This window comes from Stenotrophomonas sp. FR010 (assembly GCF_047520755.2).
In the GTDB taxonomy this organism is placed as follows: domain Bacteria; phylum Pseudomonadota; class Gammaproteobacteria; order Xanthomonadales; family Xanthomonadaceae; genus Stenotrophomonas; species Stenotrophomonas sepilia.
In genome coordinates this window covers 43,520-67,693 of record NZ_JAXBQT020000007.1, presented here as the reverse complement: position 1 = coordinate 67,693, position 24,174 = coordinate 43,520, and the positions used below count along the sequence as shown (strand labels likewise).

General features: G+C 66.1%; 21 protein-coding genes. 14 read left to right on the top strand and 7 right to left on the bottom strand.

Translation table 11 applies throughout. From position 1 onward, the window contains the following. Positions 1–109 precede the first annotated feature (109 nt). From rpsM to ACM0PK_RS08275, 6 genes are all read left to right on the top strand, one after another. The gene (gene rpsM / locus ACM0PK_RS08300; protein WP_004154500.1) at positions 110–466 is read left to right on the top strand and encodes a 30S ribosomal protein S13; all 357 of its coding nucleotides are present in this window, start codon (positions 110–112) and stop codon (positions 464–466) included. Positions 467–477: 11 nt separating this feature from the next. Then, positions 478–867, top strand: a complete 390-nt coding sequence (rpsK, locus tag ACM0PK_RS08295; protein WP_004145443.1) for a 30S ribosomal protein S11 — start codon at positions 478–480, stop codon at positions 865–867. Between the two features lie 15 nt (positions 868–882). After that, positions 883–1,512 carry a 30S ribosomal protein S4 gene (gene rpsD, locus ACM0PK_RS08290; protein ID WP_004145446.1) on the top strand — a complete coding sequence of 210 codons (630 nt, stop codon included), beginning with the start codon at positions 883–885 and terminating at the stop codon, positions 1,510–1,512. 55 nt (positions 1,513–1,567) lie between these two features. Continuing rightward, a complete protein-coding gene (locus ACM0PK_RS08285; RefSeq protein WP_005408216.1) occupies positions 1,568–2,566 on the top strand; it encodes a DNA-directed RNA polymerase subunit alpha in 999 nt (332 codons plus the stop codon). Between the two features lie 190 nt (positions 2,567–2,756). Continuing rightward, on the top strand, positions 2,757–3,140 hold the full coding sequence (gene rplQ, locus ACM0PK_RS08280; protein WP_005408217.1) for a 50S ribosomal protein L17: 384 nt from the start codon (positions 2,757–2,759) through the stop codon (positions 3,138–3,140). Between the two features lie 162 nt (positions 3,141–3,302). Beyond that, positions 3,303–3,809, top strand: coding sequence for a disulfide bond formation protein B (locus ACM0PK_RS08275; protein ID WP_005415421.1), 507 nt, complete (start codon positions 3,303–3,305; stop codon positions 3,807–3,809). A gap of 63 nt (positions 3,810–3,872) precedes the next feature. Here the strand turns inward: ACM0PK_RS08275 and ACM0PK_RS08270 are convergent, their stop codons facing one another. Next, positions 3,873–5,999 carry a TonB-dependent receptor gene (locus ACM0PK_RS08270; protein WP_414607169.1) on the bottom strand — a complete coding sequence of 709 codons (2,127 nt, stop codon included), beginning with the start codon at positions 5,997–5,999 and terminating at the stop codon, positions 3,873–3,875. A 221-nt stretch (positions 6,000–6,220) separates the two neighbouring features. Between ACM0PK_RS08270 and ACM0PK_RS08265 the strand changes: the two genes are divergently transcribed. Both ACM0PK_RS08265 and ACM0PK_RS08260 read left to right on the top strand, forming a co-directional pair. Beyond that, positions 6,221–7,612 carry a class II 3-deoxy-7-phosphoheptulonate synthase gene (locus ACM0PK_RS08265; protein ID WP_072169160.1) on the top strand — a complete coding sequence of 464 codons (1,392 nt, stop codon included), beginning with the start codon at positions 6,221–6,223 and terminating at the stop codon, positions 7,610–7,612. A gap of 674 nt (positions 7,613–8,286) precedes the next feature. Continuing rightward, positions 8,287–9,474 (top strand): mechanosensitive ion channel family protein, encoded by a 1,188-nt coding sequence (locus ACM0PK_RS08260; RefSeq protein WP_194433967.1) that lies wholly within the window; start codon positions 8,287–8,289, stop codon positions 9,472–9,474. 27 nt (positions 9,475–9,501) lie between these two features. Here the strand turns inward: ACM0PK_RS08260 and ACM0PK_RS08255 are convergent, their stop codons facing one another. The 3 genes from ACM0PK_RS08255 to typA are packed head-to-tail and all read right to left on the bottom strand — an operon-like array spanning position 9,502 to position 13,492. Further along, the gene (locus ACM0PK_RS08255; RefSeq protein ID WP_414607170.1) at positions 9,502–11,124 is read right to left on the bottom strand and encodes an amidase; all 1,623 of its coding nucleotides are present in this window, start codon (positions 11,122–11,124) and stop codon (positions 9,502–9,504) included. Between the two features lie 41 nt (positions 11,125–11,165). Further along, on the bottom strand, positions 11,166–11,633 hold the full coding sequence (locus ACM0PK_RS08250) for a DUF2127 domain-containing protein (protein WP_005415426.1): 468 nt from the start codon (positions 11,631–11,633) through the stop codon (positions 11,166–11,168). A gap of 11 nt (positions 11,634–11,644) precedes the next feature. Further along, positions 11,645–13,492: a translational GTPase TypA gene (gene typA / locus ACM0PK_RS08245; RefSeq protein WP_061480552.1), complete on the bottom strand. Its 1,848-nt coding sequence runs from the start codon at positions 13,490–13,492 to the stop codon at positions 11,645–11,647. 271 nt (positions 13,493–13,763) lie between these two features. Here typA and ACM0PK_RS08240 point away from each other — a divergent pair, with 271 nt between their 5' ends. From ACM0PK_RS08240 to ACM0PK_RS08215, 6 genes are all read left to right on the top strand, one after another. Next, the gene (locus ACM0PK_RS08240; RefSeq protein WP_004153629.1) at positions 13,764–14,255 is read left to right on the top strand and encodes a peptidylprolyl isomerase; all 492 of its coding nucleotides are present in this window, start codon (positions 13,764–13,766) and stop codon (positions 14,253–14,255) included. A 118-nt stretch (positions 14,256–14,373) separates the two neighbouring features. Next, entirely contained in the window at positions 14,374–15,360 is a 987-nt protein-coding gene (locus ACM0PK_RS08235; protein ID WP_005415428.1) for a malate dehydrogenase, read from the top strand. Positions 15,361–15,444: 84 nt separating this feature from the next. Then, positions 15,445–16,059 carry an RluA family pseudouridine synthase gene (locus tag ACM0PK_RS08230; RefSeq protein WP_088496498.1) on the top strand — a complete coding sequence of 205 codons (615 nt, stop codon included), beginning with the start codon at positions 15,445–15,447 and terminating at the stop codon, positions 16,057–16,059. Between the two features lie 644 nt (positions 16,060–16,703). Beyond that, the gene (gene prpE, locus ACM0PK_RS08225) at positions 16,704–18,584 is read left to right on the top strand and encodes a propionate--CoA ligase (RefSeq protein ID WP_111200632.1); all 1,881 of its coding nucleotides are present in this window, start codon (positions 16,704–16,706) and stop codon (positions 18,582–18,584) included. 215 nt (positions 18,585–18,799) lie between these two features. After that, the gene (locus ACM0PK_RS08220; RefSeq protein ID WP_005415431.1) at positions 18,800–19,303 is read left to right on the top strand and encodes a hypothetical protein; all 504 of its coding nucleotides are present in this window, start codon (positions 18,800–18,802) and stop codon (positions 19,301–19,303) included. Positions 19,304–19,349: 46 nt separating this feature from the next. Beyond that, complete coding sequence (locus tag ACM0PK_RS08215) at positions 19,350–20,405, top strand: suppressor of fused domain protein (RefSeq protein WP_061480596.1); 1,056 nt, start codon at positions 19,350–19,352, stop codon at positions 20,403–20,405. A gap of 123 nt (positions 20,406–20,528) precedes the next feature. Here the strand turns inward: ACM0PK_RS08215 and ACM0PK_RS08210 are convergent, their stop codons facing one another. The 3 genes from ACM0PK_RS08210 to ACM0PK_RS08200 all read right to left on the bottom strand — a co-directional run bounded on the left by ACM0PK_RS08210 (position 20,529) and on the right by ACM0PK_RS08200 (position 24,011). Beyond that, the gene (locus ACM0PK_RS08210; protein WP_019659563.1) at positions 20,529–21,140 is read right to left on the bottom strand and encodes a glutathione S-transferase N-terminal domain-containing protein; all 612 of its coding nucleotides are present in this window, start codon (positions 21,138–21,140) and stop codon (positions 20,529–20,531) included. A gap of 84 nt (positions 21,141–21,224) precedes the next feature. Next, positions 21,225–21,683, bottom strand: a complete 459-nt coding sequence (locus ACM0PK_RS08205) for a cell wall hydrolase (protein ID WP_004154513.1) — start codon at positions 21,681–21,683, stop codon at positions 21,225–21,227. Positions 21,684–21,980: 297 nt separating this feature from the next. Further along, the gene (locus ACM0PK_RS08200) at positions 21,981–24,011 is read right to left on the bottom strand and encodes an NADPH-dependent 2,4-dienoyl-CoA reductase (RefSeq protein ID WP_414607171.1); all 2,031 of its coding nucleotides are present in this window, start codon (positions 24,009–24,011) and stop codon (positions 21,981–21,983) included. Positions 24,012–24,174 lie beyond the last annotated feature (163 nt).

Below are 24,174 nucleotides of genomic sequence, written 5' to 3'. Positions count from 1 at the left end.
TGTAAACCGGAACCTTGTTAGTATCGCTAGTTCACTTTTTTGATCCATCCTGCCGGATTGGCGTGCCCGAGGCGCGCTGTCGGCCATCACTCAGCTGGAGAACCGCGTCATGGCGCGTATTGCAGGCGTCAACCTGCCAGCCCAGAAGCACGTCTGGGTCGGGTTGCAAAGCATTTACGGCATCGGCCGTACCCGTTCGAAGAAGGTCTGCGAAGTCGCAGGCGTTGCTTCGACCACCAAGATCCGCGATCTGTCGGAGCCGGAAATCGAGCGCCTGCGCGCCGAAGTCGGCAAGTACATCGTGGAAGGCGATCTGCGCCGTGAGATCGGCATCGCGATCAAGCGCCTGATGGACCTGGGCTGCTACCGCGGCCTGCGTCACCGTCGTGGCCTCCCGCTGCGTGGCCAGCGCACCCGTACCAACGCCCGCACCCGCAAGGGTCCGCGCAAGGCGATCAAGAAGTAAGGGACTGAGAAATGGCTAAGCCCGCTGCTAAGACCAAGAAGAAGATCAAGCGCGTCGTCACCGACGGCGTTGCCCACGTCCACGCTTCGTTCAACAACACCATCGTCACCATCACCGACCGCCAGGGCAACGCTCTGTCGTGGGCGACCTCCGGTGGCGCTGGCTTCCGCGGTTCGCGCAAGTCGACCCCGTTCGCTGCCCAGGTGGCTGCTGAAAAGGCCGGTCGTGCTGCGCTGGACTACGGCGTGAAGTCGCTGGAAGTCCGCATCAAGGGCCCGGGTCCGGGCCGTGAGTCGGCCGTGCGTTCGCTGAACAACGTCGGCTACAAGATCACCAACATCATCGACGTGACGCCCATCCCGCACAACGGGTGCCGTCCGCCGAAGAAGCGTCGCGTCTAAAGGGAGCGATAAGAAATGGCTCGTTATATCGGTCCTACCTGTAAGCTCGCCCGCCGCGAAGGCGCCGACCTGTCCCTGAAGAGCCCGGCGCGTGCGCTGGACTCCAAGTGCAAGCTGGAGCAGAAGCCCGGCCAGCACGGCGCCACTGCCCGCAAGGGCAAGCTGTCCGACTACGCCACCCAGCTGCGTGAAAAGCAGAAGGTCAAGCGTATCTACGGCCTGCTGGAGCGTCAGTTCCGCAACTACTACAAGAAGGCCTCGACCAAGAAGGGCAACACCGGCGAGAACCTGCTGCAGCTGCTGGAAACCCGCCTGGACAACGTCGTCTACCGCATGGGCTTCGCCGTGACCCGTCCGGCTGCCCGTCAGCTGGTGTCGCACCGCGGCGTCACCGTGAATGGCAAGTCGGTCAACCTGGCTTCGTACCAGGTCAAGGCTGGCGACGCCATCGCTCTGTCCGAAAAGGCTGCCAAGCAGCTGCGCGTCCAGGAAGCCCTGACCGTCGCCGCCCAGCATGACCTGAGCCCGTCGTGGGTTGAAGTGGATTCCGGCAAGTTCACCGGCATCTTCAAGGCTGTTCCGGATCGTTCGGATCTGCCTGCGGACATCAACGAAGCGCTGATCGTCGAGCTGTATTCGAAGTAATTCACATTGGAGAGCCCCCGGCGACGGCCGGGGGTTCACTAGGAGAACCCGCAACATGACGGTTACCGCCAACCAGGTTCTGCGTCCTCGCGGTCCGCAGATCGAACGCCTTACCGACACCCGTGCAAAGGTCGTTATCGAACCTTTGGAGCGGGGTTACGGGCATACGCTGGGCAACGCCCTGCGTCGCGTGCTGCTGTCGTCCATCCCGGGCTTCGCCATCACGGAAGTCGAAATCGACGGCGTGTTGCATGAGTACACCACGGTCGAAGGTCTGCAGGAGGACGTGCTCGAAGTCCTGCTCAACCTGAAGGATGTGGCCATCCGTATGCACTCCGGCGACAGCGCCACCCTGTCCCTGTCCAAGCAGGGCCCGGGCGTTGTCACCGCTGCCGACATCAAGGTCGACCACAATGTGGAGATCCTGAACGGCGACCATGTGATCTGCCACCTGACCAAGGACACGGCAATCAACATGCGTCTGAAGATCGAACGTGGTTTCGGCTACCAGCCGGCTGCCGCGCGTCGTCGTCCGGACGAAGAAACCCGTGCCATCGGCCGCCTGGTCCTGGATGCCTCGTTCTCGCCGGTCCGCCGTGTCGCCTATGCCGTGGAAGCGGCGCGTGTCGAACAGCGCACCGACCTGGACAAGCTGGTCATCGATATCGAGACCAACGGCACCATCGATGCCGAGGAAGCCGTGCGCACCGCCGCCGACATCCTCAGCGACCAGCTGTCGGTGTTCGGTGACTTCACCCACCGCGACCGCGGTGCGGCCAAGCCGGCCAACAACGGCGTGGATCCGGTGCTGCTGCGCCCGATCGACGATCTGGAGCTGACCGTGCGTTCGGCCAACTGCCTGAAGGCTGAAAGCATCTACTACATCGGCGATCTGATCCAGAAGACCGAAGTGGAGCTGCTGAAGACCCCGAACCTGGGCAAGAAGTCGCTCACCGAGATCAAGGAAGTGCTGGCTCAGCGCGGCCTGTCGCTCGGCATGAAGCTGGAGAACTGGCCGCCGGCCGGCGTCGCCAGCCACGGCATGCTGGGCTGATATCGGCAATGCCTGAAGGCTCCACCGTTCGCGGTGGGGCCTTCAACGCAACACAACATGCCACGACGAACCCCAGGTTCGCGGGCAGGTCGTCCAGGACGGGCGGCCAGGACCATCCGCAGTCCGCGCAGCAACGCCAGGATGGCGACAACGATCCGCACAGCCTCATCATTAACCAAGGAATATCACCATGCGTCACCAGAAGTCTGGCCGTAAGTTCAGCCGCACCAGCGCCCACCGCGAAGCGATGTTCAAGAACATGGCCGCCTCGCTGTTCAAGCACGAGCTGATCAAGACCACCCTGCCGAAGGCCAAGGAACTGCGCCGCGTTGCCGAGCCGCTGATCACCCTGGCCAAGGTCGACTCCGTCGCCAACCGCCGTCTGGCTTTCGCTCGCCTGCGCGACAACGAAGCCGTGGGCAACCTGTTCACCATCCTGGGCCCGCGCTACGCGAACCGTCCGGGCGGCTACCTGCGCCTGCTGAAGTGTGGCTTCCGCGCTGGCGACAACGCGCCGATGGCCTACGTCGAGCTGGTTGACCGTCCGGTCGTGGCCGAGGAAGTGGCCGAGTAATCGGACCGCTCCAACGCGACACAGCGAAAGCCCGGCCTCTGCCGGGCTTTTGCGTTTCTGCGGGATCTGACCCGCACCGTTCCGACAGGCGTCACCTGTGGCGGTTCGAATGGCATGCACTCTCGGTTACGCTTGGCGCCTTGATCCATTCGAGCGTTGACGATGAATCCACTGCGCTGGCCCTTCCGCGCCCAGTTCTTCCTGGGCTTCCTGATCTGCGCGGGCCTGCTGGGCTACGCGATCTTCCTGCAGCTGAAGATGGGCCTGGAGCCGTGCCCGCTGTGCATCTTCCAGCGGCTGGCGTTCGCCGCGCTGGGCCTGCTGTTCCTGATCGGTGCACTGCACGGGCCCTCCAACCGTCCTGGCCGGGCAACCTACGGCGTGCTTGCCTTCATTGCCGCCGCGGTCGGCGTAGGCATCGCTGCGCGCCACGTCTACGTGCAGATGCTGCCACCGGAGATGGGTGCGACCTGCGGCCCGCCGCTGAGCTTCCTGCGCGAGACCATGGGGCCGCTGGAAGTATTCCGCACGGTGCTGACCGGTACCGGCAACTGCGGCAATATCGACTGGACGTTCCTGGGCCTGACCATGCCGATGTGGTCGGGCGTGTGGTTCGTGCTGCTGGCGCTGTGGGCGTTGGTGGTGTCGCTGCGCAAGGTCAAGCGCTGAACTAAGGCGGGGTCGGAGCCCTCTCCTGCGGAAAGGGGTCCGACCCCAGGCACCCTGGCGTCCTCAGAAATCCTGCTGCAGGCTCAGGTAGGCGCCACGGCGCGGTCCCCACTGCGGGGCGAACACGCCGACGCCACCGCCATCGCGCAGTTGGTAGCTGCGGTCCAATGCATTGATGACCGCCAGCTGCACATGCAGCGGATGGCCGCTGCCGGCATTGAAGTCATGCCCGGCGCTGAGGTTCACCTGCAGGTAGGACGGCAGCTCGCCGCCGTTGGGCACGCCCTCGATGTCCGAACGCAGGCCGCTACCGAACACGTAGTTGGCGCCGACCCGGTTGTGTCCGGCAAAGGCGTAGCTGAAGCCACCCGATGAGGTCAGCTTCTGGTCGTGGTCGAGGTGGATCCAATAGTTGGCCACATAGGCCAGCGCGTCCGGATCGAGGTTGTACTGGCTGGTGATGACCTGGGTGCCGATGGCCTTGTTGTACGCCGCGTTGACGTAGGCGCTGAACGGACCGTCGCTGTAGTCGGCACTGAACTCCAGGCCATGGATATGGCCGCGGCGGTAGTTGAACGTCGAGTAGATGTAGGCGGCACCGAACTGGCCTTCGTCCTGCAGGCGCGCGACGCGTCGGTCATAGGCATCCAGGCCCAGGGTCAGGTGTTCGCCCACCTGCTGCGACACGCCGATGTCGTAGTAGTCGCTGCGCTCGGCCAGTGGCGTGTTGTTGCCGCCGCTGGGTTGCTGGTTGGTGGTGCCGTCGTACAGCGCGATGTCGCTGCTGGCGATCAGCTCACTGGCCGGTGGCGTGAAGTAACGCGAATAGCCGGCATGCACGGTGGTGCTGTCGCTGGCATTCCAGGCCACGCCCACGCGGGGGCTGAGCTGGCCCTCGGTGTGGCCAAAGGCCTTGTAGCGATCTCCGCGCAGGCCGTAGTTGACGGTCCAGTCGTCGCCGATCTTCCATTCATCCTGCACGTACAACGCCTGCGTGCTGGCATGGAAGGCACTGTGGTCAGGTATCAGCAGCGGCGTGGTGCTGGATTGCTGGCCGGCGTCATCGACCGGAAACACCCAGCTGCTGTTGTTCGCACGCGCGTTCTCGTAATTGCCGTACAGGCCATAGCGCAGCGTGTGGTCGCTGCCCAGCGGGGTGGAGAAATCGGCCTGCAGCGTGTTGGCGCGGTTGCTGCGCTGCACCTGCGAGGCGACGCCACTGAATACCAGGTCGCCGATGACATCCGGGTTGAACGCCACATCGCTGTAGCGCTGCCCGGCTGACAGCTGGTAGGCGGTGCTGCCCAGCGCGCCCTGCAGCACCAGCATGCCGAAGCGGGTGGTCTCGCGCTGGGTTTCATCCAGCTGGCTGGAGTCGAAGGTGGTGGTGTCCAGGTAACCGAACTGCGGGGTCTGCCCGGGGTTGACCGGGATCTGGAAGCGATTGTTGGCGAAGCCGGCGAACACGCTCAGGCGCGTGTTCTCGTTGACCAGGTAGGTGAGGTCAGCGAACGCTTTGCCTTGGTGGGTGTCGTCGTGCAGCGGCTTGCGCGAGCGGGTCGGGTTCTCCAGACCAACCTCGTTCTGGTCGTAGTTGCCAGTAAGGAACCAGCTCCATCGCCCCTGGTTGCCCCACCACGAGGCATTCGGATTGATCTTGCCGAACGAGCCTGCGGTCAGACCGGCGCTGCCGCCATTGCCGAGCTCGGCGCCATTGCGGGTGGTGATGTCGACCACTGCAGCGGTGCGCTCGCCGAACTGCGCCGGCAGCGCGCCATCCATCAGGCGGATGCTCTTGATGGTGCGGGCATCCAGTGTCTGGCCGAAGCCGGAGATCGATTCGGGCAACAGCACGCCATTGATGCGGTACTGCAGATTGGCGTGGTCGCCGCGCACGTGCACGCCGCCATAGGAATCCTGGACCACGCCCGGGGCCTGCAGCAGTACCTGGCTGAGCGGCGCGGAGGCACCCAGCGGCTGCTTCTGGATGTCCTCGGCGGTGATCTGGTACTGGCTGCTGCCGATGTCCGGCGACAGCGCGTTGCGGGCCTGGTCGAGCTGGGCGTGGACGGTGACTGCGTCCAGATCCTTGACGGAGGAAGAGGTGTCGTCGGTCGTTGCGGCGAAGGCGGGCAGGCTGGCCAAGGCCAGGGCGAAGGCAATGCCGGTAGCGAGGGGTGAGAGCTTCATGGTGAGAGAGGGGGCGGCTGGGCGTGGAAGGGGCCGGTCCATGACGTGGAAGTGTTACTCCGTAACAAATCATGCGCCTGTCCCGTGCGGCTGACCATGCTGGATCTGGCTGCCGGCGCTGGCCTTTCCCTGCCGTTCAGGTGGCTGGGGCGGTGGGTGTGGGCCTTTGCGTCAGCGGCTGGCTCTGCGACCATGACCGCCCCCCACCCCGGAAGTCTGCAATGAGCCTGTCCGCCGTTCCACCCGCGTCCGATCCCGCCGCGACCACCGCTGGCGCTGCCTGGTCGCCGGAGAGCTGGCGTGGCAAGACCGCGCTGCAGATGCCGACCTACCCGGACCCGGTGGCATTGGACGCCGCTCTGCACGAGCTGAAGCGGCTGCCGCCGCTGGTCACCTCGTGGGAGATCCTGGCGTTGAAGCAGCAGCTGGCCGAGGCCCAGGAAGGCAAGCGCTTCCTGCTGCAGGGCGGCGACTGCGCCGAGAACTTCAGCGACTGCGAATCGGGCACCATCTCCAACCGCCTGAAGGTACTGCTGCAGATGAGCCTGGTGCTGGTGCACGGCCTGCGCCAGCCGGTGATCCGCGTGGGCCGCTTCGCCGGCCAGTACGCCAAGCCGCGCTCGGCCGACACCGAGACCCGCGACGGCGTGACCCTGCCCAGCTACCGCGGTGATGTGATCAACGCACCGGCGTTCACCGAAGCGGCGCGCCTGCCGGACCCGAAGCGGATGCTGCAGGCCCACGCGCATTCGGCGATGACGATGAACTTCGTGCGTGCGCTGATCGACGGCGGTTTCGCCGACCTGCACCACCCCGAATACTGGAATCTGGAGTGGGTAAGCCACTCGCCGCTGGCGGCCGAGTACCAGAAGATGGTGGCCTCGATCGGCGATGCGGTGCACTTCATGGAGACCCTGGCCGGGGCCCGCGTGCACAACCTCAACCGCATCGACTTCTACACGTCGCACGAAGCCCTGCTGCTGCCCTACGAGCAGGCGTTGACCCGCCAGGTGCCGCGCCAGCAGGGCTGGTTGAACCTGAGCACGCATTACCCGTGGATCGGCATGCGCACGGCCGCGCTCGATGGCGCGCACGTGGAGTACCTGCGTGGCGTGCGCAATCCGATTGCGATCAAGGTGGGCCCGTCGGTGACGCCGGACCAGCTGCTGCGCCTGATCGATGTGCTCAACCCACATGACGAGCCGGGCCGCCTGAGCTTCATCCACCGGATGGGCGCAACGCAGATCGCAGAGAAACTGCCGCCGCTGCTGGACGCGGTCAAGCGTGATGGTCGCCGCGTGCTGTGGGTGTGCGATGCGATGCATGGCAATACCGAAAGCACCGCCAACGGTTTCAAGACACGCCGCTTCGACAACGTGCGTGGCGAGGTGGAGATGTCGTTCGACCTGCATGCCGCCGCCGGTACGCGCCTGGGCGGTGTGCACCTGGAACTGACCGGCGAGGACGTGACCGAGTGCATCGGCGGCGCGCGCGAACTGACCGAGCGCGACCTGGAGCGTGCGTATCGTTCGACGGTGGACCCGCGGTTGAACTACGAGCAGTCGCTGGAGATCGCGATGGCGATCGTGCGCAAGCAGGAGCAAGTGCGGTAAGGATTTTTCGGCAGGGCTTGCAGCCCTGCACCTGCTACGAGCCAGAGCAACGTCAACGTCAACGTCAAAAGCGGGCTATCCGTGGGTTGGCGGGACGGTGTCGGAGTGCGGGGACGCCGCAAGTACGTCCTTGTAGGCTTGGCAGCCGCATCCATGCGGCTGACACCCCGCACCCCGACACCGCCCCACCTTCGACAGGTTCACTCGGCTGCTGGTAGGTGTCGACCTTGGTCGGCACGGTAGATCCACGCCATGCGTGGATGCTTTTGGAATCCAATTCGAAATATTCGATTCCGATGGAGATTCATCCACGCATGGCGTGGATCTACTGCAGATCGCGGAGATCTGTCGTAGGCGGGGGGGGGGGGCGGTTGCGGGGGCGTGAGCCGCATGGATGCGTCGACCGAGCTTACATGGGTGAGGGCGCTTTGCTTGCGAAGCACTGCTTCGCAAGCGCCCGAACGCACAGCCGCCAGCGGCTGGGCCGGGCCCCGGAGGGGTACTTGCAGCGCCCCCCGCAACCGGACCCACCCCGCCATCCCACAGCAAACCCGCTTCTGCTTCGGCTGTTGCTGTTGCCGTTGCTGTTGCTTCGGCTTCTGGGCAGGTGCAGGGCTACAAGCCCTGCCGACCAACACCCTCCTTACAAACGACTGACGTGACGCTCATGCGCCATGCGCGAGGCTGTCCACTTGCTTGTCCGACTGGAGGTGGCAACGGTGCACTGGCAGAGCGCACAGGCCTACGCATGGCCGTTGGGTTTGGCCGCATTGGTGGGCGGTATCGGCGCGTGGCTGATCCTGTGGATCTACCATCGGCTGAAAGGGCGTGATCGGCGGCGCGCGCGCATCGGGCGTGTGCTCGGGCTGCCAATGGCCACCGCGTGGCCGCTGCTGCTGTTGATCCCTGCATTGCAGGCCACGCCGCTGCAGGATCCCCTTCTGGGCAACCTGCAACGGGTGCTGCATATCGCACTGACCGCCTGCTTCATCTGGTTGCTGGTACGCGCAGTGGCAGCGGGTGAGCGGGCCATCCTGCGCAGCCATCCCATCGATGTCTCCGATAATCTGGAAGCGCGCCGCATCCAGACCCAGACGCGGGTGCTCAGCCGTGTGCTGATGGGCGGCATCATCGTGCTGGGCACTTCGCTGGTGCTGCTGACCTTCCCCATGGTGCAGAAGATCGGCACCGCGCTGCTGGCCTCGGCGGGCCTCATCGGCCTGGTGGCCGGTATCGCCGCAAAGCCGGTGTTCGGCAACCTGATCGCTGGCCTGCAGATTGCAGTGACCCAGCCGATCCGGCTGGACGATGTGGTGATCGTCGAGGGCGAGTGGGGACGCATCGAGGAGATCGGCAGCAGCTACGTGGTGGTACGCATCTGGGACGAGCGGAGGATGGTGGTGCCGCTGACCTGGTTCATCGAGAACCCCTTCCAGAACTGGACCCGGCGCAGCGCCGATCTGCTTGGTACGGCGTTTCTGTGGCTGGACTATCGTGCCCCGATCGCGGCGATCCGCGCTGAGCTGGAGCGCATCTGCCGGGGTGAGGCATTGTGGGATGGCCGGGTCTGCGTGACCCAGGTGACCGAAACCAGCGAGCGTGCGATCCAGGTGCGCCTGCTGGTGAGTGCGCGCAGCTCTGGCGACGCGTTCGACCTGCGTTGCCTGGTACGCGAGCGCATGCTCGATTTCCTCGCACGTGAGCATCCGCAGTCGCTGCCGCAGCTGCGTGCGCGGCTGCAGCATGCTGACGAGCTGGACATGCCGCGTGGTCCACGCGCACGTACTGCAGATGTGCGTTCGCCGGGGGCTGAAGACGGTGAGGCGGCAATCGTGCCGATGGAGCCGGAACCCGAACGGTAGCGCCGGCCAGCGGCCGGCACTACCGGATCAAGGCTCGCCGGCGTCGATCAGCGTGTCGGTGCCGATGTGCGGTGGCCGCCGCGCGCGGGTGCGCTGTTCGTAGGCGTACGCCATTTCGATCAGCTTCGGTTCGCTCCAGGCGGTGCCCATGAACAGCAGGCCGACCGGCAGGCCATCGATCTGGCCCATCGGCACGCTGAGGCTGGGATAGCCGGCGACGGCGGCGGCACTGTAGCTCTCGCCGGGGAAGTCGTCGCCTTCGCTGCGGATCGGCCACGCCACGCCGGTGGTCGGCGCGACCAGGGCGTCGAGCTGGTGGGCGGCGAGGGCGGCATCGATGCCTTCCGGGCCCGCCAACCGGCGCGCATCGCTGCGTGCGCGGATATAGGCGGGGTCGGCCAAGCCAGCGGTAGCGTCAGCTTCCACCAGCAGTTCCTGGCCGAACAGGCCCAGTTCCTGCTTGCTGTGCGCCCGGTTGAAGGCGATCAATTCGGCCAGGCTGTGCAGGGGAGCGCGGTGGGTGCTGAAGTAACGCTCCAGCCCGGCCTTGAACTCGTACAGCAGTACCTTGCGTTCGGCGTCGGCCCAGGCGCCCTGGTTGGGCAGCTCCACCGGCACCACGACGGCGCCGGCCCGACGCAGCTCGGTGGCGGCGTGTTCGATCAGTGGCGGCATGCCGCGGTATTTCAGCAGCGGCGTCTGCAGCAGGCCGATGCGCTTGCCACGCAGTCCCTGCGGATCCAGCCGCGCGGTGTAGTCGTACACCGCACGGCCGGGCATGGTTGCGGTGGCCGGGTCGGCATCATCGCGGCCGGCAATTGCGGTCAGTACGGCCGCAGCGTCGGCGACGCTGCGTGTCATCGGCCCCGCAGTATCCTGGCTGAAGGAAATCGGGATGATGCCATCGCGGCTGACCAGGCCGACGGTCGGCTTGAGGCCGACGATGCCATTGATCGCCGCAGGGCAGACGATGCTGCCGTCGGTTTCGGTGCCGATCGCCACGCTGGCCAGGTTGGCGGCGACCGCTACCGCGCTGCCGCTGCTGGAGCCGCAAGGCGAGTGGCTGAGGCGATAGGGATTGCGGGTCTGGCCGCCGCGCGCGCTCCAGCCGGACACCGAATCGTTGCCGCGGAAATTGGCCCATTCGCTGAGATTGGTCTTGCCCAGCACCACGGCCCCGGCCTCGCGCAGGCGCCGCACCAGATACGCATCGTCAGGGCGGAACCCCTGCAGGGCCAGAGAGCCGGCACTGGTGGCCATCGGCGCCGCGTTGATGTTGTCCTTCAGCAGTACCGGGATGCCGTGCAGCGGGCCACGCAGGCGTCCATCGCGGCGCTCGCGGTCGCGCGCCGCGGCTTCCTTCAGGGCATCGGGGTTGAGCTCGATCACCGCGCGCAGGCGGGGGCCGGCCCGATCCAAGGCGGCGATGCGCTGCAGGTAGGCCTGGGTCAGGGTGGTGCTGTCCAGTTCACCGGCGGTCATCCGCGCCTGCAGGTCGGCAACATCGGTTTCAGCGTACGGGAACGGCACGTTGCGGCTCGCAGGTTCGGCCGCATGCGCGCTGGGCGTGGCCGGGCTGCAGCCAGCCGAAAGCAGCGCAGGCAGCGCGGCGAGCAGGCAGGTCAGCAGAGGCGGCAAGGACGGGCGCATGGGGCGGCTTGGTCGGCTCCAATCCCCAGTGTAGCCGGTGCTCAGCGGTGGCGCTTGCGCAGGTCGCGGGCGAGAACGTAGACCACGATCAGGTTGATCGCCAGGATCGTCCACGACGGCCAGCCGGGGTGGCGGATGATCGCGAAGATGTCGAAGGGCAGGTACAGCGAGGCAGTCAGGCAGCCCAGCCAGGAGGCCCAGGCCTTGGCCCGCCACAGGCCCCAGGCTTCGACCAGGTGCAGCAGGCCGTAGCCGATCATCCCTGCCGCGGCCAGGTGGACCGCGTCGGGGCTGATCATATGCAGCAGCGAGGGCAGGGTGCCATGGTCCGGATCCAGGCTGAAACGCCGGATCAGGACCATGATGCCGTGCCGAAGCGGCTGCGGTCCGAGCACTTCCAGCCCGGTGGCGGCCAACAGCGCCAGCATCGCCTTGCTCGCTTCGAGCAGGGCGATGACGTGCAGACCCGGATGCCGGTGTGGATCCGGGTTGTAGCCGCTCTGGTTCACGGGGTGCTGGCTCAGCCGCCGCGCGAAGCCTTCTTGCGGTCGCTCTCGGTCAGGAACTTCTTGCGCAGGCGGATCTCCTTCGGGGTGATCTCGACCAGCTCGTCGTCTTCGATGAAGTCCAGGGCCTGTTCCAGCGAGTACTTGATCGCCGGGGTCAGCTGGATCGCATCGTCCTTGCCGGAAGCGCGCATGTTGGTCAGCGGCTTGGTCTTGATCGCGTTGACGGTCAGGTCGTTGTCCTTGGAGTGGATGCCGACCAGCTGACCTTCATACACGTTGTCGCCTTCGGCAGCGAAGAGCTTGCCGCGTTCCTGCAGCGGGCCCAGCGAGTAGGCCGGGGTGACGCCCGGCGCATTGGCGATCATCACGCCGTTGATGCGCTTGGCGATGGCGCCCTGTTCCTTCGGGCCGTAGTGGTCGAACACATGGAACAGCAGGCCCGAACCCTGGGTCAGGGTCTTGAACTCGTTCTGGAAGCCGATCAGGCCACGCGCCGGGATCTGGTACTCCAGGCGCACGCGGCCCTTGCCGTCCGATTCCATGTTCTTCAACTGGCCCTTGCGGGTGCCCAGCTTTTCCATCACGCCGCCCTGGTGGACTTCTTCGATGTCCACCACCAGCTGCTCGATCGGCTCCATCAGCTGGCCGTCGATTTCCTTGATGATCACTTCCGGGCGCGACACGGCCAGCTCGTAGCCTTCGCGGCGCATGTTCTCGATCAGCACCGACAGGTGCAGTTCGCCACGGCCCGAGACCAGGAACTTGTCGGCGTCTTCCAGCTGCTCGACCTTCAGGGCCACGTTGTGGACCTTTTCACGGTCCAGGCGGTCCTTGATCTGGCGGCTGGTCAGGAACTTGCCACCGGACAGGTCCTTGTTGCCGGCGAACGGCGAATTGTTCACCTGGAAGGTCATCGAGATGGTCGGCTCGTCGACGGTCAGCGCAGGCAGGGCTTCCGGGAAGTCCGGTGCGCAGATGGTGTCGGAGATGGTCAGCTCCTGGATGCCGGAGATGGCCACGATGTCGCCGGCCTCGGCCGAATCCTGCTCGATGCGCTCCAGGCCCATGAAGCCCAGCACCTGCAGCACCTTGCCGTTGCGCTTCTTGCCTTCACGGTCGATGACCGCGACCTGCATGTTCTTCTTCAGGGTGCCGCGCTGGATGCGGCCAATGCCGATCACGCCCACGAAGTTGTTGTAGTCCAGCTGGCTGATGCGCATCTGGAACGGGCCTTCCGGGTCCACTTCCGGCTTCGGCGCGTGCTGCATGATCGCTTCGTACAGCGGGGTCATGTCGCCGTCGCGCACGGTGTCTTCCAGGCCCGCGTAGCCGTTCAGGCCCGAGGCGTAGACGATCGGGAAGTCCAGCTGCTCGTTGGTGGCACCGAGCTTGTCGAACAGGTCGAAGACCTGGTCGATCACCCACTCCGGACGGGCGCCCGGACGGTCGACCTTGTTGACCACGACGATCGGCTTGAAGCCCATCGCGAAGGCCTTCTGGGTCACGAAGCGGGTCTGCGGCATCGGGCCGTCCATCGCATCGACCAGGATCAGCACGGTGTCGACCATCGACAGCACGCGCTCGACCTCACCGCCGAAGTCGGCGTGGCCGGGGGTGTCGACGATGTTGATCCGGTTCTTGATGCCGGTCTTCTTGTCTTCCCAGGTGATGGCGGTGTTCTTGGCCAGGATGGTGATGCCGCGTTCCTTTTCCTGGTCGTTGCTGTCCATCACGCGCTCGGCGAGGACGGTGCGCTCGGACAGGGTGCCGGACTGCTTCAGCAGCTGGTCGACCAGGGTGGTCTTGCCATGGTCGACGTGGGCGACGATGGCGATGTTGCGAAGATTTTCGATGGACATACGAAAGGGGGCCAGTCGGCGCCGGATTTGGAAAAAGAAGTCCAACATTATACGTCGAACTTGACGATTCGCGAAAAGGTGGATTTCACGCCGGCCAAACGGCCCATTCAGCTGGCTGTCCACCGCTTCGGCCGAGGTCGCCAGGACGGCCCCTCGGCTCACCTTCCCCTGGCTGAAGGCGGGGGCTCCACCGATGGTCGAAGGCACCGCCGCCACGAGGCAGGTGTAAACTAGGTGGCTAGACGCATTCCCCTTTGCACCAAGGATCTTCATGTCCCTCATCGCCACTTTCGACACCACCCAGGGCCCGATCAAGGTCGAGCTGTTCGCCGACAAGGCGCCACTGACCGTGGCCAACTTCGTGAACCTGGTCAAGCACGGCTTCTATGACGGCCTGATCTTCCATCGCGTGATCGCCGACTTCATGATCCAGGGCGGCTGCCCGCAGGGCCGTGGCACCGGCGGCCCGGGCTACAAGTTCGAAGACGAGAAGAATGGCGTGAAGCACGAGGTCGGCTCGCTGTCGATGGCCAACGCCGGCCCGAACACCAACGGCAGCCAGTTCTTCATCACCCACATCAAGACCGATTGGCTGGACGGCCGCCACACCGTCTTCGGCAAGGTCCTGGAAGGCCAGGCCATCGTCGATTCGGTCAAGCAGGGCGACGTGATCCATTCGATCACCCTGGAAGGCGACGTCGACGCCGTGCTGGCCGCCCAGGCCGAGCGCGTCGCGGAGTGGAACAAGCACCTCGCCGCCTGACCCCCTTTCGAAACGGCCACCCACGGGTGGCCGTTTCCCTGTTCCCCGCCGCCCGCCCGGCCTGCGTGGCCATGCCCGCGGCGCCCCATCAAACGCTTGCAAGCAAGAGGAAACCCCCATGAAAGCACCCGTTCGTGTTGCCGTGACCGGCGCCGCCGGCCAGATCGGTTATGCCCTGCTGTTCCGCATCGCCTCCGGCGAAATGCTGGGCAAGGACCAGCCGGTCATCCTGCAGCTGCTGGAACTGCCGGTCGACAAGGCCCAGGCCGCCCTGAAGGGCGTGATGATGGAGCTGGAAGACTGCGCGTTCCCGCTGCTGGCCGGCATGGTTGGCACCGATGACGCCGAAGTCGCGTTCAAGGACGCCGACATCGCCCTGCTGGTCGGCGCACGTCCGCGTGGCCCGGGCATGGAGCGCAAGGACCTGCTGCTGGAGAACGCCAAGATCTTCACCGCCCAGGGCGCCGCGCTGAACAAGGTCGCCAGCCGTGACGTGAAGGTGCTGGTGGTCGGCAACCCGGCCAACACCAATGCCTACATCGCGATGAAGTCGGCTCCGGACCTGAAGCCGGAGAACTTCACCGCCATGCTGCGCCTGGACCACAACCGCGCGCTGAGCCAGCTGTCGGCCAAGCTGGGCAAGCCGGTCGGTGGCATGGAGAAGCTGGTGGTGTGGGGCAACCACAGCCCGACCATGTACCCGGACTACCGTTTCGCCACCGCCGACGGCGCCTCGATCGCCGATGCGATCAACGACCAGGAGTGGAACGCCAACACGTTCATCCCGACCGTCGGCAAGCGCGGCGCGGCGATCATCGAAGCCCGTGGCTCGTCCTCGGCCGCTTCGGCCGCCAATGCCGCCATCGACCACGTGCGTGACTGGGTGCTGGGCAGCAACGGCAAGTGGGTCACCATGGGCGTGCCGTCCGACGGTTCCTACGGCATTCCGGAAGGCGTGATCTTCGGTTTCGCGGTGACCACCGAGAACGGCAAGTACACCCTGGTCAAGGATCTGCCGATCGACGACTTCAGCCAGAAGTACATCGACAAGACCCTGGCCGAGCTGGAAGAAGAGCGCGCCGGCGTCGCCCACCTGCTGGGCTGATGCAGGCGGTACCGGCTCCGGTCGGTACGCAGAAAACGGGGAGGCTTCGGCTTCCCCGTTTTCATTTGGAATTCCTGGAACCGCATGATCCACCTGCACTACATCGACGACGCGCTGCTGGTGGCTGAAAAGCCCGCCGGCCTGCTGTCCGTGCCCGGCCGCAGCGCCGAGAACCAGGACTGCGTCGTCGCGCGCCTGCAGTCGCTGTACCCGGATGCGTTGACCGTGCACCGCCTGGACCAGGTGACTTCCGGGCTGCTGCTGCATGCGCGTGGCAAGGACATGCAGGCGGCGTTGTCGATGCAGTTCGAGCAGCGCCGGGTTGGCAAGCGCTATGAAGCGATCGTGGAGGGACTGCTTGAAGGCGATGCCGGCGACGTGGATCTGCCGCTGATTGTGGACTGGCCGAACCGGCCGAAGCAGACGGTCGATCACGAACGCGGCAAGCCGGCGCTGACGCGCTGGCGCGTAATGGCGCGTGATGTGGAAGCGCAGCGTACCCGCGTGGAGCTGGAACCGATCACCGGCCGCAGCCATCAGCTGCGGTTGCACATGGCCAGTATTGGCCATCCGATTGTTGGCGACGTGCTGTATGACGCGGCACCGGCGCAGCGCGTGCACCTGCATGCGCGCAGCCTGCGGTTCACGCATCCGCTGACGGGCGAGGCGCTCGCGTTCGAGTCCGCGGCTCCGTTCTAGGGGGTCGGCAGGGCTTGCAGCCCTGCACCTGCTACGAACCGGAGCAACGTCAAACATCAAAGGCGGGCTATCCGTGGGTTGGCGGGACGGTGTCGGAGTGCGGGGCCGCCGCAAGTACGTCCGTGTAGGCTTGGCAGCCGCATCCATGCGGCTGACACCCCGCACTCCGACACCGCCCCACCTTCGACAGGTTCACTCGGCTGTTGGTAACGGTGGCCGTTGTTCCGCGCAGCTGTTGGTAGGTGTCGACCTTGGTCGACACGATTTTTCTGTCAGATATCGAATGAATCATCCACGCATGGCGTGGATCTACCGTGTCGACCGAGGTCGACACCTACCAGAACAATATGCCGTTCCGACAGATCGCGGAATCTGTCGAAGGTGGGGTGGGGCCGGTGGCGGGAGTGTCCGCGGCATGGATGCCGCGGCCAAGCCCCCACGGACGGGTTTACGGCGTCTCCCGCCACCGGACCCACCCCGCCATCCCCAAGTAAGCCAGCTTCTGCTGTTGCTTCGGCTTCGGCCTCTGCAGGTGCAGGGCGCAGCCCTGCATGAAAAACCCACCCCCCTACCAAGGTAGGGCGGCCCGCGCGCCAGCGCCGGACTATCCTCGAACCCATGACTTTGTCTGGGAGGGCTGCGTCATGAACTACGAGGAAACCTACCGTCGCTCGATCGACGAGCCGGAGGCGTTCTGGGGCGAGGAAGCCAAGCGCATCCATTGGCACAAACCGCCGCAGCAGGTGCTCGATTACAGCAACCCGCCGTTCCGGCGCTGGTTCGTCGGTGGTGAAACCAATCTCTGCTACAACGCCGTCGACCGCCACCTGGGAACGCGCGCCGACCAGCTCGCGCTGGTTGCGATTTCCACCGAAACCAACAGCACCCGCGAGATCACCTATCGCCAGCTGTATCGCGAAGTGAACGACTTCGCCGCCGTGCTCAAGCATCTCGGCGTCGGCCACGGTGACCGCGTGGTGATCTACATGCCGAACATGGCCGAAGCCGTGTTCGCGATGCTGGCCTGCGCGCGCATCGGTGCGGTGCACTCGGTGGTGTTCGGTGGCTTCGCCGCGCACAACCTGGCGCTGCGCATCGACGATGCGAAGCCGAAGTTGCTGATCGCAGCGGATGCCGGCATGCGCGGTGGCAAGCTGATTCCGTACAAGCCGATGGTCGACGCGGCCTGCGCCGAAGCGGCGTCGCCTCCGCCACACGTGCTGATCGTCTCGCGTGGGCTGGATGCCGCCGAACCCCGCGTGCCGGGTCGCGACGTGGACTACGCCGCGCTGCGTGCACAGGTTGGTGAAGTCGATGTGCCGGTGCAGTGGCTTGAAGCGAGCGAGCCGAGCTACCTGCTGTACACCTCCGGCACCACCGGCAAGCCGAAGGGCGTGCAGCGCGATGTCGGTGGTTACGCGGTGGCGATGGCGCAGTCGATGGAGACCGTGTTCGACTGCAAGCCGGGCCAGGTGATGTTCTCCACTTCCGACGTCGGCTGGGCGGTGGGCCACTCGTACAACGTGTACGGCCCGCTGATCGGTGGCTGCACCTCGTTGCTGTACGAGGGGCTGCCGACGAATCCGGACCCGGGCATCTGGTGGGCGCTGTGCGAACAGTACAACGTGCGCACCATGTTCTCCTCACCCACCGCCATCCGCGTGCTGAAGAAGCACGACGCGGACTTCATCCATCGCCACGACCTGAGCGCCCTGAAGTACCTGTTCCTGGCCGGCGAGCCGCTGGACGAACCCACCGCGCACTGGATCAGCGAAGCGCTGGGCAAGCCGATCATCGACAACTACTGGCAGACCGAAACCGGCTGGCCGGCACTGACCCTGCTGCCGGGCCTGGAGATGAAGCCGGTGCGCTTCGGTTCACCGGGCTTCCCCAATCTCGGCTATCGGATGAAGGTGATCGACGAGAACACCGGCGAGGAAGTGGCGCCGGGGCAGAAGGGCGTGCTGGTGGTGTCGCCGCCCTTGCCGCCGGGTTGCATGAGCACGGTGTGGAACGACGACAACCGATTCCTGCAGAGCTACTTCAGCCACTTCAAGGAACTGCTGTACAGCTCGCTGGACTGGGCGATCCGCGATGACGATGGCTATACCTTCATCCTCGGCCGTACCGACGATGTGATCAACGTGGCCGGGCATCGTCTGGGTACGCGCGAGATCGAGGAGGCCATCTCCAGCCACCCGCGCGTGGCCGAGGCTGCCGTGATCGGGGTCAAGGACGAGCTGAAGGGGCAGGTGCCGCTGGTGTTCGTCACCCTCAAGCAGGGGCTTGAGGGCGAGGATCCGGCGCCGGTGGTGGCCGAGATGATGGCGACGGTGACGACTTCGCTTGGTGCGGTCGCGCGCCCGGCGCATGTGCACGTGGTCAATGCGCTGCCCAAGACCCGTTCGGGCAAGCTGCTGCGGCGCTCGTTGCAGGCGTTGGCCGAGCAGCGCGACCCGGGCGACCTGTCGACGCTGGACGACCCCAGCGCGCTGGAGGAGATTCGCCGCGCGCTGGGCCGTTGATCCGGTAGCGCCGGCCGCTGGCCGGCCCCCCCCATCAATCCCGAGGTTGCCGGCCAGCGGACGGCACTACCCGCGGCACTTGCGCTAAGCTCGGCCTGTCATCGACCTGCAACACGCGGTGCGCGCCGGGGAACGCGCGCGCCGCCCGGGGATGGCAATAAGGGGGGCGTGCCCGCACACGGCACGCTGGCATGGCGCATCAAGGGAGGGGGGCAATGGCATTGCTGCACGCCAAGACGGCTGCTGGCCGTCAGGAAATCGAAGACCGTGGCCGGCGCCTGCCGGCGGCACTGCGTTCAATCCTGCTGATGGTCGATGGCCATCGCGATGACACCGAACTGCGCGGCCTGTTCGATGGCCTGCGCGCGCCTCCGGATGCACTGGAGCAGCTGGCCGCACAGGGACTGATCGAGGTGATCGGCGGGAGCGTAGAGGCCGCTCCGGCGCGTGGCATCAGCACCGGCCGCGAACAGGACCCGGCGCTGTACCAGCAGTTGTACGACGCGATGAGCGAGGCGGTGCGGCGCCATCTGGGGCTGAAGGGCTACTTCATGCAGTTGAAGATCGAACGCTGCACCGATGCGCTGGCGCTGGAACGCCTGTGCCCGGAACTGCTGGCGGCGGTGGGCAAGGCGCGCAGCCCGGCGCTGGCCCAGCGCTGGTGGCAGGAAACCCAGTCCGCCGTAGTAAACGCTGGCAAAGAGGTCGTGCAGGCCTGAGCCACCGCGTAAAGTGATCGGTTCACTTTCCCACAAGGAGTCCCGCGTGCAGGACGACCACGATGACACCGACACCCCCGGCTGGGACGCGATCAATGCGGCGCTGGCGCCGCTGTATGCCGGGCAGGAGCCGCGACACTACGGCACCGCGCTTCCCTACACGCTCGGCGGCCAGGATCCGCTGGATGGCATCAGCGTGTACTGGGCGGATGCGCCGGTTCCGCATTGGCACTACATCACCTACGGTTTCTCCGAGCTGTATGCCAAGGAGAGCAGTGATGCTGCCGCCAGCGGCTATGGTTTCGAGCTGACGTTCCGTCTTGCTGCCGAAGCCGCTGAGAACGCCGACAGCACGCCGCCGGTGTGGCCGATGAACCTGCTGCAGAACCTGGCGCGCTATGTGTTCGGCAGCGGCAACGTGTTCGAGGATGGCCACCATCTGAATGCGAACGGCCCGATCGCACTGGAGACCGACACGCGGTTGTGCCACTTGGCCTTCATTGCCGACCCGCAGTTGCCGGCACGCGACACCGCCAATGGCCACCTGCAGTTCCTGCAGCTGGTCGGGCTGACCGATGAGGAGATGGAGGCGGTCAAGCGCTGGTCGACACGTGGCGTGCTGCAGGCACTGCAGCCGGCGATGCCGCTGTGGATCAGCGACCTGCATCGCGGCAACCTGCTGGAAGATCCGGCATTGGCCGAACGGGTGAGGGCCGGCAGCGAGCGCGAGGGCTCCAGCACCGGCATGCTGTTCGTCGAGACGTTGGACTGGCGGCAGGAGGCGGGCGTCACCACGCTGGTGCTCGGCGCGGGCCAGGTCGCCAGCGTGTGCGAACTGCTACCGCTGCGCCTGCGCCACGGAAAGTCGCTGGAACTGGTCAGTCGCGAGCGGCAATGGGCGTTCATTCCAGCCGGGCATGGTGACGTGGGCGAACTGTCGGCGGACAGCGCGCGCTGGGCGCTGAGCGAGGCGGGGCTGCGGGCCCTGGCCGGCGTGCGTGCCGAACGTGGCATCTACCCGTTGACGGAGGCGCTGCGCATCGACGTGGTGCCGACCTATCTGCGCGATGCCAAGGGCGAAGTGATCCGCCAGATCGGCTGAGTGTGAGGATGCAACGGATGGGGTCAGAGCCGCCTGCGGTACAGGCGGATCCGACCCCGCGTTTGGCAACCAGCGGGGTCAGATCCGTTCGACACGCAAACGGCCCTGACCCCCGGGTCATCCTCAGGCCAGGCCTTCGGCCTTCAGCGCGGCCTGCACGCCGGCATCGGCGTCCATGCGTGCCTTGTAGGCGGCCAGGTTGTCCAGGCCGGACAGATCAACCTTGGTACCGGCGGCCCAGCGCAGGGTGATGTAGAAGTACGGGTCGGCGAAGCTGCGGAAGCCGGCCAGCCACGGCTTGTCGGCCAGCTGCCTGTCAGCGGTCTCGAACAGGCCACGCAGACGCTTGTGCGCGGCGGCGCGGATCGCATCGAACTGGCTCTCGTCGGCGATGAACTTGCCCGGCGCGAACAGCGGCGAGAAGGCCGGATGCACGTCGGAATTGACGAAGGCCAGCCAGCGGGTGGCTTCGGCGCGCTGGCGCGGGCTGCCGTCACCGCCGAGGCCGGCCTGCGGGAAGCGATCGGCGATATAGCCCATGATCGCGGCGTTCTGCAGCAGCACGAAGTCGCCGTCGACCAGCGCGGGCACCGCACCGGCCGGATTGATCTTGAGGAATTCCGGACCCTTCAGGGTGTCCTTGTTCAGCAGTTCAACCTCGAACGGCTGGCCGGTCCACTGCAGGGCGATGTGGTCGGCGGTGGAACAGGCACCGGGCTTGCTGTACAGCTTCATGGGAACTCCAGGTGATGCGGGCGGGAAACGCCCACTATCCCAGAGCCCGGCGGCGGCCGGCAACGCTGCCGCCAGCACGGATCGTTACGATTGCCGCGGCTTGAGGTTCTGCACCTTGTAGAAGGTGTGATCGCCGATGGTCGCCACCTGGTAGGCGTTGCGCCAGTTCGGGCTGGCGATGGACAGCGCGGCGAAGTGGCTGGCACCGGGCACGATCTCGCGGCGTTCGCCGGCCGGCAGCGCCCAGTTGCGCTCGGCGTCGAAGGCCACGTTCATCGCTTCGCTCCACGCCGCGTCATTGCCCAGCTGGGTGCCGGGGGAGACGATGGTCGGTGCGAACTGCTTGCGCGCGGTGACCACCTGGCACATCGAGTCGCCCCACAGGCCACTGTCGAGACGGCGCAGGGCGACCTCGGCAACAGCCTGCTGGCCGCGCAGGGTCTGGTCGCGGGCTTCCAGGTAGACGGTGGTGCTCAAACACAGTGAATCAGCGGCCGGCTGAGGCAACAACTGCGACAGCCAGAGAATCCAGGCCAGTTTCATATAACTCCTTGCTCCGTATGGGCCGCACCCTCCGGTTCCGGCCGCGGGGCGACAGGAGGTGGGGGACGACTTGGCGTCATGGGGAGGCGGCCATCGGGGCCGCCCCGTGGGCGGCCCCAAAAGAAACGATCAGTACCGATCGTGGGGACTGCGCCGGCTCACCGGAAACTGGCTGGTGAGCGGAAAGATGGCGCAAGGTAGGGGGGCATAGCCGAACGCATCGTGAACCGCTCGGCTTGACATTCAGGTTCAACCGGGGTGACGGAAATCACATTCCGTCACCCATTCAGGCGCTCATCAGAGCGCGGCGGCGACCCGGCTGCCCTGGTCGATGGCGCGTTTCGCATCGAGTTCGGCGGCCACGTCGGCACCACCGATCAGCTGCGCGTTGATGCCGGCCGCCTGCAGTTCGGCCTGCAGCGTGCGGTTCGGTTCCTGCCCGGCGCAGATCACCACATGGTCGACCGGCAGCAGCTGTTCGCTGCCGTCCACGCGGATGCGCAGGCCCTCGTCGTCCACCCCCAGGTACTCGACGCCACCGAGCATGCGCACGCCCTTGGCCTTCAGCGTGGCGCGATGGATCCAGCCGGTGGTCTTGCCCAGCCGCGCGCCCGGCTTGCCCGGGCTGCGCTGCAGCAGCCACAAGCGCCGCGGTGACGGCTCGACCTCGGGCTGGCCCAGCGAGCCGCGTGCCTCGAAGCTGGCATCCACGCCCCATTCGGCCATCCAGCGCTGCGGATCCAGCGAGGGGGATTCACCGGCGTGGCTGAGGAATTCGCCGACATCGAAGCCGATGCCGCCGGCGCCGATGATCGCCGCATTGGCGCCCACTTCGACCCGTCCCAGCAGCACGTCCAGGTAGCTCACCACCTTGGCGTGATCGGCACCGGGGAAATCGACCTTGCGCGGGGTGATGCCGGTGGCCAGCACCACCTCGTCGAAGCCAGCCAGTTGGGAAGCGTCGACGCGGGTACCCAGGCGCAGCTGTACGCCGGTCTCCTGCAGCGCGTGGCGGAAGTAGCGCAGGGTCTCGTGGAACTCTTCCTTGCCGGGGATGCGCTTGGCCACGTTGAACTGGCCGCCGATCTCATCATTGGCATCGAACAGGGTGACCTGGTGGCCACGCTGGGCAGCGACTGTGGCGCAGGCCAGGCCGGCGGGGCCGGCACCGACCACCGCGACCTTCTTCGGCGTAGCCGTGGGACGATAGACCAGCTCGGTCTCGTGGGCGGCGCGCGGATTGACCAGGCAGCTGGCCAGCTTGTTCTCGAACACGTGGTCCAGGCAGGCCTGGTTGCAGGCGATGCAGGTGTTGATCGCCTCCGCGCGGCCGGCACGGGCCTTGTTCGGCCACTGCGGGTCGGCCAGCAGCGGGCGTGCCAGCGACACCATGTCGGCGCCGCCACCGGCCAGGATGCGTTCGGCAACGTCGGGCATGTTGATGCGGTTGGTCGCCACCAGCGGTACCTTCACATGCGGCTTGAGCTTGGCGGTGACGCCGGCAAAGGCCGCGCGCGGCACCGAGGTGGCGATGGTCGGAATGCGCGCTTCGTGCCAGCCGATGCCGGAATTGATGATCGTTGCGCCAGCCGCCTCGATCGCCTGCGCCTGCTGAACGATCTCGTCCCAGTCGCTGCCGTCGTCGACCAGATCCACCAGTGACAGGCGGTAGATGATGATGAAGTCCGGGCCGCAGGCCTCGCGGATGCGGCGCACGATCTCGACCGCGAAGCGCATGCGCTGGCGCGCGTCGCCGCCCCAGGCATCGGCGCGCTTGTTGGTGCGCGGGGCGATGAACTCGTTGATGAGGTAGCCCTCCGAGCCCATCACTTCCACGCCGTCGTAGCCGGCCTCGCGGGCCAGCTTGGCACTGCGAGCGTAGTCGGCGATATGGCGCTCTACGCCGCTGGCCGACAATGCGCGCGGGGTGAACGGGTTGATCGGTGCCTTCAGCTTCGACGGTGCCACCGACAACGGGTGGTAGGCATAGCGGCCGGCATGCAGCAGCTGCAGGCAGATCTTCGCGCCGTGCTGGTGCGCGGCGGCGGTGAGCTGGCGGTGCGGCCGCACTTCCCAGGGCCAGGACAGCTTGCCACCGAATGGCTTCAACCAACCGACCACATTGGGCGCGAAGCCGCCGGTGACGATCAGGCCGACGCCGCCCTCGGCGCGCTTGGCGAAGTAGGCCGCCAGCCGCGGGAAGTCGCGGGCGCGATCTTCCAGGCCGGTGTGCATCGAACCCATCAGGACGCGATTGCGCAGCTGGGTGAAGCCCAGGTCCAGCGGGGCGAACAGGTGAGGATAGGCGCTTTCGTTGGCTGGCGACATGGTCGATACGCTTGCGTACGGAAGCGCGAAGCGTGCCGCGAAACGGCGGCCGGGGCAAGGGCCGCTTCTTTGGAAGGGGTGGCCGCTGTCTGACGGTTTGGCAGTGCCGGCCGCTGGCCAGGCGCTGATGCGCGATGTCCAGGTTGGCCGCATTGATCGTGCC

What these genes read in the sequence shown, in the direction of transcription:
- ACM0PK_RS08200 (WP_414607171.1), bottom strand. Translation starts at nt 24,011, where the DNA reads ATGTCGCCAGCCAACGAAAGCGCCTATCCTCACCTGTTCGCCCCGCTG.
- rpsK (WP_004145443.1), top strand. Translation starts at nt 478, where the DNA reads ATGGCTAAGCCCGCTGCTAAGACCAAGAAGAAGATCAAGCGCGTCGTC.
- ACM0PK_RS08230 (WP_088496498.1), top strand. Translation starts at nt 15,445, where the DNA reads ATGATCCACCTGCACTACATCGACGACGCGCTGCTGGTGGCTGAAAAG.
- rplQ (WP_005408217.1), top strand. Translation starts at nt 2,757, where the DNA reads ATGCGTCACCAGAAGTCTGGCCGTAAGTTCAGCCGCACCAGCGCCCAC.
- prpE (WP_111200632.1), top strand. Translation starts at nt 16,704, where the DNA reads ATGAACTACGAGGAAACCTACCGTCGCTCGATCGACGAGCCGGAGGCG.
- ACM0PK_RS08255 (WP_414607170.1), bottom strand. Translation starts at nt 11,124, where the DNA reads ATGCGCCCGTCCTTGCCGCCTCTGCTGACCTGCCTGCTCGCCGCGCTG.
- ACM0PK_RS08270 (WP_414607169.1), bottom strand. Translation starts at nt 5,999, where the DNA reads ATGAAGCTCTCACCCCTCGCTACCGGCATTGCCTTCGCCCTGGCCTTG.
- ACM0PK_RS08240 (WP_004153629.1), top strand. Translation starts at nt 13,764, where the DNA reads ATGTCCCTCATCGCCACTTTCGACACCACCCAGGGCCCGATCAAGGTC.
- ACM0PK_RS08220 (WP_005415431.1), top strand. Translation starts at nt 18,800, where the DNA reads ATGGCATTGCTGCACGCCAAGACGGCTGCTGGCCGTCAGGAAATCGAA.
- ACM0PK_RS08235 (WP_005415428.1), top strand. Translation starts at nt 14,374, where the DNA reads ATGAAAGCACCCGTTCGTGTTGCCGTGACCGGCGCCGCCGGCCAGATC.
- ACM0PK_RS08205 (WP_004154513.1), bottom strand. Translation starts at nt 21,683, where the DNA reads ATGAAACTGGCCTGGATTCTCTGGCTGTCGCAGTTGTTGCCTCAGCCG.
- ACM0PK_RS08265 (WP_072169160.1), top strand. Translation starts at nt 6,221, where the DNA reads ATGAGCCTGTCCGCCGTTCCACCCGCGTCCGATCCCGCCGCGACCACC.
- rpsM (WP_004154500.1), top strand. Translation starts at nt 110, where the DNA reads ATGGCGCGTATTGCAGGCGTCAACCTGCCAGCCCAGAAGCACGTCTGG.
- typA (WP_061480552.1), bottom strand. Translation starts at nt 13,492, where the DNA reads ATGTCCATCGAAAATCTTCGCAACATCGCCATCGTCGCCCACGTCGAC.
- rpsD (WP_004145446.1), top strand. Translation starts at nt 883, where the DNA reads ATGGCTCGTTATATCGGTCCTACCTGTAAGCTCGCCCGCCGCGAAGGC.
- ACM0PK_RS08285 (WP_005408216.1), top strand. Translation starts at nt 1,568, where the DNA reads ATGACGGTTACCGCCAACCAGGTTCTGCGTCCTCGCGGTCCGCAGATC.
- ACM0PK_RS08210 (WP_019659563.1), bottom strand. Translation starts at nt 21,140, where the DNA reads ATGAAGCTGTACAGCAAGCCCGGTGCCTGTTCCACCGCCGACCACATC.
- ACM0PK_RS08260 (WP_194433967.1), top strand. Translation starts at nt 8,287, where the DNA reads ATGCGCGAGGCTGTCCACTTGCTTGTCCGACTGGAGGTGGCAACGGTG.
- ACM0PK_RS08275 (WP_005415421.1), top strand. Translation starts at nt 3,303, where the DNA reads ATGAATCCACTGCGCTGGCCCTTCCGCGCCCAGTTCTTCCTGGGCTTC.